The following is a 5,843-nucleotide window of genomic DNA, read 5'->3' on the forward strand; positions in this document are numbered from 1 at the left end:
TTGCATGTATTAGGCACGCCGCCAGCGTTCATCCTGAGCCAGGATCAAACTCTCCAATAAAGTTAGTTTGTCTAGCATCTAAAATAAAAATTGACGTTTCACGTTGTTTGTTTCGTTCAGTTTTCAAAGAACTACTTAGCCGCTCATTTGCGACTTCCTTATGTTAACACTTTCGTTATTTGATGTCAACTAAGTTTTTCATTTCGTTTGTCGCTTGCGACGTTATTGTCATCGGCGACTTGTTCTATATTACACCTCTAAAGTATAATCGTCAACACCTTTTTATAAAGAATTTCAATTTAATATTTTTATGCTCTTTTAGCTAGATACGTCTCTATAGGATTTCATTATCGGAGCACACCTTCTGCTTCTCTTTAATTTATTTTTCCAAATATATTCAAGTTAATTTGAACTCTAGACTTAACTTGTGTGGACGTTTTCCTCCAACAAAACTAGCAACCTTATTTTAACAAATACTAGTATATAATTAGAGAGTTGTTGTACTATCAATAAAACTCTATTAGAAGCAGGTGAAGATATGAAAGATATACGTATCCTTATAGCAGACGACGATAAAGAAATCCGAAATTTATTAAAAATATATTTAGAACGAGAATTATACATGGTAGACACTGCAATCAACGGCGAAGAAGCCTTGCATTTATTTAATCAAAATAAATATAACCTCGTTATATTAGATCTTATGATGCCCAAAATAGATGGAATCGAGGTATGTAAAAAACTTAGAGATAAAACTAACGTACCTATATTAATGCTCACAGCTAAAGATCACGAAGTTGATAAAATTTTAGGTTTAAGCATTGGTGCTGATGATTATATTACGAAACCTTTCAGCATTCACGAAGTAATTGCACGAGTAAAAGCTCTTATGCGGCGTTTTTTAGTTCTCGGAAGTAACAATACTGCTCAAGAAAAAACAACTTTATCTTTTAAAGGACTAACTATCAATTTAAATACATACACAGTTCATACAAACAAAGAAGAAATTAGCTTAACCGGAAAAGAATTGGAACTGTTAAAATTCTTTACTTCAAACCCAGGGCAAGTATTTACAAAAACACAGCTCTTCCGAAATGTGTGGGACGATAATTATATAGAAGATGACAATACCGTTATGGTACATATTCGAAAACTTAGAAAGAAAATAGAAATTGACCCTTCCAATCCAAAATTTATTCAGACTATATGGGGAATTGGTTATAAGTTTGTAGGTGAAAAGCTTGAAGACTGATAAAACCCTCTTCCTTATTTCATTACAACTTATCATTTGCGGGATTTTAAACATACAAATGGGCCCAAGATTAAAAATGTCTTTATTTATTATCCTTATCTTAATTACAATTTATCTCTTCTTTTCAAGAATACAATTCATTCAACATCGTAAAGCAATGGATACTAAATTAAGTCGTGTACTAAAAGGAAACTTACAAACGAGATTATTCACAAGCAATGACCACTCATTACATAATATCGTTTTTTCAATAAACGAGCTAATAGCTAAATTAGAGCAGGTTCAGATTGAAGCCAAAAGATCCGAGGAATCCAGAAAACAACTTTTGTCTAGTATCTCCCACGATATACGAACACCACTCACCTCCATCATCGGATATATAGATGCTTTGAAAGACGGAGTTGCTGCTTCTAAAATAGAAAAACAAGAATATCTTAAAATACTCTATATGAAATCAAATAACTTAAAGCACCTAGTTGATGAAATATTCAATATGGCGAAGCTAGACGCTAATGAATTTCCACTAAAAGAAGAAGAACTCGACTTTTCTGAAGTTACTAGAGAAGTTTTGATTGAATTTTTACCTGAGCTCTCAAAACATAACATCGAACTGCAAATTCTCATACCAGATTCTACTTGTCCTATCATCGCAGATCATCTAAGCATTATGCGGATTATCGGTAATTTAATGAAAAATGCAATTTATTACGGAAAGGATGGGAAAACAATAGGAGTCGAACTGCTAGAAGCTGATGCAGAATACAAACTTCATATTTGGGATCAAGGCCCTGGTATTCCAAAACATGATTTACAAAACATATTTGAGCGAATGTACCGAAGCGAACAATCAAGAAACTCTTCATTTGGTGGTAGCGGTCTCGGACTCTCTATTTCTAAAGCACTCGTTAAAAAAAATGGTGGGCATATATGGGTTGAAAGTACTCCATGGAAACGAACTACTTTTGGCTTTTCTATTCCAAAACACAATACTTTTAAGAAATAGTTAAGAAATGATTAATATGCAGTTAAGCCTTCCTTTTTATGATGTAAGTAAGAACTTATAGAAAGCAGGTGTCTCCTATAAATACAATTATAAAAACGACTAACCTTACTAAAGTATATGGCAATCAAAAATCAGTAGATAATTTAAATATTAATGTTCAACAAGGAGAGATTTATGGCTTCATAGGCCGCAACGGTGCTGGTAAAACAACAACCATTCGTATGCTGCTTAGTCTTATAAAACCTACAAGTGGAACGATTGAAATATTCGGAGAGAACTTATTCCAAAATCAAAAAGATATTTTAAGCAGAATTGGTTCTATAGTTGAAGTTCCAGGATTTTATGAAAACTTAACTGCAAAAGAAAACCTACTAATTAATGCAAAGATAATTGGGGTTCACAAAAAGAATGCTATCGAAGAAGCATTAGAAATAGTAGGCTTGCAGCATGAGACAAAAAAGTTAGTAGGAAAGTATTCTTTAGGAATGAAGCAACGCTTAGGAATTGCACGCGCTCTTCTCCATTATCCTGAGCTACTCATATTAGATGAACCAACTAACGGACTAGACCCTATTGGTATTAAAGAAATGCGAAAACTTATTCATTCTTTAGCTCAAGAAAGAAATATAACAATACTCATTTCTAGACACATATTAGCCGAGATAGAACAGTTGGTCGATCGTATCGGAATTATTCATGAAGGAAAGTTACTAGAAGAAGTTTCTCTTGATACGCTGCGCAAAGCAAACCGTAAGTACATAGAGTTTCAAGTGAATAATGACGATAAAGCTGTGATGTTATTAGAAAATCATCTTCAAATTTTTGATTATGAAGTACATGATGAAGGAAATATTCGTATTTACTCTCATTTTTGACAACAAGGATACATAAACAGAACGTTTGTTCTTAATGGTATTGAAGTATTAAAAATGATGATAAGCGAAGATAGACTAGAAGATTATTTCACCAAACTAGTTGGAGGTGGAACAATTGGTTAATCTACTCTATACAGAACTCTTAAAACTAAAACGCTCTAATATGTTTTTAATTAGCATTATTGGTGCTGGTGTCGCACCTTTCTTAGTTGTAGTAGCCTCTTATATACATATAAAAACAAAACAGCCTACTCCAACTATTTGGTTCCATCAATTATTCACTGACGTTAACTTATATACTACTTTAGTTATAGGATTCCCCTTATATGGAGTAGTGGTTGCATATTTGCTTACCCGCGAATATGCAGAAGATACACTGAAAAATTTACTAACTATCCCCGTGTCGCGCATTGGCTTTATTATAAGTAAATTCATCATTCTCTTTCTTTGGATTATGATGCTAACTTTAGTCGCTTGGGCACTTACTTTAATATTAGGGCTATTGGGGAACTTCCCTGGCTTTAACATTTCTTTACTTTTAGGTTCTTTCCTAGAATTTTTAATATGTGGTGGACTTCTCTTTCTATTGTCTTCACCTATTGTGCTACTAACTCTTGTAATGAAGAGCTATGTACCGCCCATTATATTAACAGTCATTATTACAATGACTAATCTTATGCTCGTAAACTCCAAGCATAAAGATTTATTTCCGTGGACCGCTACTCTAGATATCGCAAATAACGAATTACAACCGACATATCCACCAGAGTATTCTTATATCATCATTGCAGTAACGACAATTTCCGGATTTATTGCAACACTATTCTATTTTAAAAAAGTAGACATTCATTAATTTGTAGGAGTGAAACTATGAGCGATATCATTATTGCCTTCATACTCGGTATTGTAGAAGGATTAGCTGAATTTTTACCTATATCCTCTACTGGCCATCTTATATTAGTCGGGCATTTATTAGGCTTTGAGGGAGAAAGAGCGAAAACGTTTGAAATTGTTATTCAGCTAGGCGCAATTTTAGCCATTGCAATTTTATATCATAAACGTCTCGTTTCTTTATGTAATATTAAGCCACTTCTACAGAAAGAAAAAAAATTCAACGCGTTCCATGTATTTCTTGGCGTATTTCCGGCAGTGGTTGCTGGTTTGCTACTACATGATATTATTAAAACATACTTATTCCAGCCATACACTGTTGTGATTGGACTTGTAGCAGGTGCAATTCTTATGCTCTTTGCAGAAGTAAAAAAGAAGGAGGCAGCAGCCTATTCACTGGACGATTTAACATACCGCCAAGCTTTAACAATCGGATTATTTCAGTGCTTAGCAGTATACCCTGGCTTCTCTAGAGCTGGCTCTACTATCTCTGGAGGTCTATTAGCAAAAGTAAATTATAAGACTGCATCTGAATTCTCTTTTCTAATAGCTCTTCCTGTAATGATTGGGGCTACAGGCTTAGACTTACTAAAAAGTTGGAAGTATTTAAGTGTCGATGACATCCCTATGTTTGCGGTAGGATTCATTACCTCTTTTATAGTAGCGATGCTAGCGGTAGTAACTTTTCTAAAGCTTTTAGAGAAGATAGGTTTAAAACCTTTTGCGTACTATCGTATTTTGTTGGCTATCTTATTTACGCTTTTCGTATTGCTATAGATTCATATAAGTCACATATTATTAAACTGATATTCAATTTAGAATATCAGTTTTTTCATCTATTTTAACTCTAGTATTACTCACTTCAATATGGCATAGTGATAATAAACTACCATTCATAATCTGAACGTTCTTTAAGTAACTACATCCTTTATCATAAAATGCAATTGGAAAATTAAAGATCCCATATATGTACAGAACATATTTACAAACTATATTCACTCCACATAGTATCTTTTTAATTTGCAACACACCGCTACAACTTTTAAATGAGTACAAAGACATACTAAATAAGTAAGTAAATTTCCTAGGAATTATAAAGAGACTAAATATGAATTAGAGTGAGGTAACGATAAAAATGAATCAATTAGCACAGACATATTGGGATACTTATTGGGGAAACAACAAAAAACCAGAATCTGTTACAGCTTGGCAATTTGGGGATGCCCCTAATTATCTTGCACAACTAGTAATTGACGGTATTAAAACCGCTACATGCTCCGGTCACATTTTTTATGAATTAGAACATGAATCACTACCGACTACTATTGATTATAGTATTATACTCAATAGTAATGATGAACCTGTAGCTATTATTAAGACAATAGAAGTAACTGTAACACCAATGAATGAAGTAAGCGAAGAATTCGCTATCGCTGAAGGCGAAGGAGATCGTACTTATAATTACTGGAGAGACACCCATGTTCGTTTTTTTACAAAGGAACTAAATGAGCTTGGTCTTAATTTCTCTGAAGATATGTTACTCGTCTGTGAGCGTTTTGAACTTGTTGATGTGAACAATAAAGTGAAATTTTAATAAACTGAGATTTACCAGCCATTCTTATTTTTATAAAACACAAAAAAGACGAGTCATTCTGACTCGTCTTAAAGTTGCTTGGCGACGTCCTACTCTCACAGGGACAAGGTCCCAACTACCATCGGCGCTAGAGAGCTTAACTTCCGTGTTCGGTATGGGAACGGGTGTGACCTCTCTGCCATCATCACCAAACTATGAAGGCATATTCCTTCAAAACTAGATAACATT

At 33.9% G+C, this 5,843-nt stretch carries 5 protein-coding genes, 2 rRNA genes and 1 pseudogene; 6 read left to right on the forward strand and 2 right to left on the reverse strand.

Going from position 1 to position 5,843, the window contains the following annotated elements; all coding sequences use genetic code 11:
* Positions 1 to 60 (reverse strand): 16S ribosomal RNA (locus ES895_RS28900); the annotation flags it as partial.
* Positions 61 to 538: 478 nt separating this feature from the next.
* Between ES895_RS28900 and ES895_RS28905 the strand changes: the two genes are divergently transcribed.
* The 6 genes and pseudogenes from ES895_RS28905 (at position 539) to ES895_RS28935 (ending at position 5,615) form a co-directional block, all read left to right on the forward strand.
* Positions 539 to 1,252 carry a response regulator transcription factor gene (locus ES895_RS28905; protein WP_000651991.1) on the forward strand — a complete coding sequence of 238 codons (714 nt, stop codon included), beginning with the start codon at positions 539 to 541 and terminating at the stop codon, positions 1,250 to 1,252.
* Positions 1,242 to 2,255, forward strand: a complete 1,014-nt coding sequence (locus ES895_RS28910; RefSeq protein ID WP_135238868.1) for a sensor histidine kinase — start codon at positions 1,242 to 1,244, stop codon at positions 2,253 to 2,255. The genes ES895_RS28905 and ES895_RS28910 overlap by 11 nt, the downstream gene beginning before the upstream one ends.
* 68 nt (positions 2,256 to 2,323) lie before the next feature.
* Positions 2,324 to 3,253 (forward strand): annotated as a pseudogene (locus ES895_RS28915) (ABC transporter ATP-binding protein).
* Positions 3,246 to 3,983 carry an ABC transporter permease gene (locus ES895_RS28920; protein ID WP_135238869.1) on the forward strand — a complete coding sequence of 246 codons (738 nt, stop codon included), beginning with the start codon at positions 3,246 to 3,248 and terminating at the stop codon, positions 3,981 to 3,983. The pseudogene ES895_RS28915 and the gene ES895_RS28920 overlap by 8 nt, the downstream one beginning before the upstream one ends.
* 17 nt (positions 3,984 to 4,000) lie before the next feature.
* The gene (gene uppP / locus ES895_RS28925; protein ID WP_001279960.1) at positions 4,001 to 4,798 is read left to right on the forward strand and encodes an undecaprenyl-diphosphate phosphatase UppP; all 798 of its coding nucleotides are present in this window, start codon (positions 4,001 to 4,003) and stop codon (positions 4,796 to 4,798) included.
* Between the two features lie 358 nt (positions 4,799 to 5,156).
* Positions 5,157 to 5,615, forward strand: coding sequence for an ASCH domain-containing protein (locus ES895_RS28935; protein WP_001072418.1), 459 nt, complete (start codon positions 5,157 to 5,159; stop codon positions 5,613 to 5,615).
* A gap of 76 nt (positions 5,616 to 5,691) precedes the next feature.
* Here ES895_RS28935 and rrf read toward each other — a convergent pair.
* Positions 5,692 to 5,807 (reverse strand): 5S ribosomal RNA (gene rrf, locus ES895_RS28940).
* Between the last annotated feature and the right edge of the window lie 36 nt (positions 5,808 to 5,843).

The sequence above is a fragment of the Bacillus sp. 007/AIA-02/001 genome (assembly GCF_004634455.1).
GTDB classification, from domain to species: Bacteria; Bacillota; Bacilli; order Bacillales; family Bacillaceae_G; genus Bacillus_A; species Bacillus_A cereus.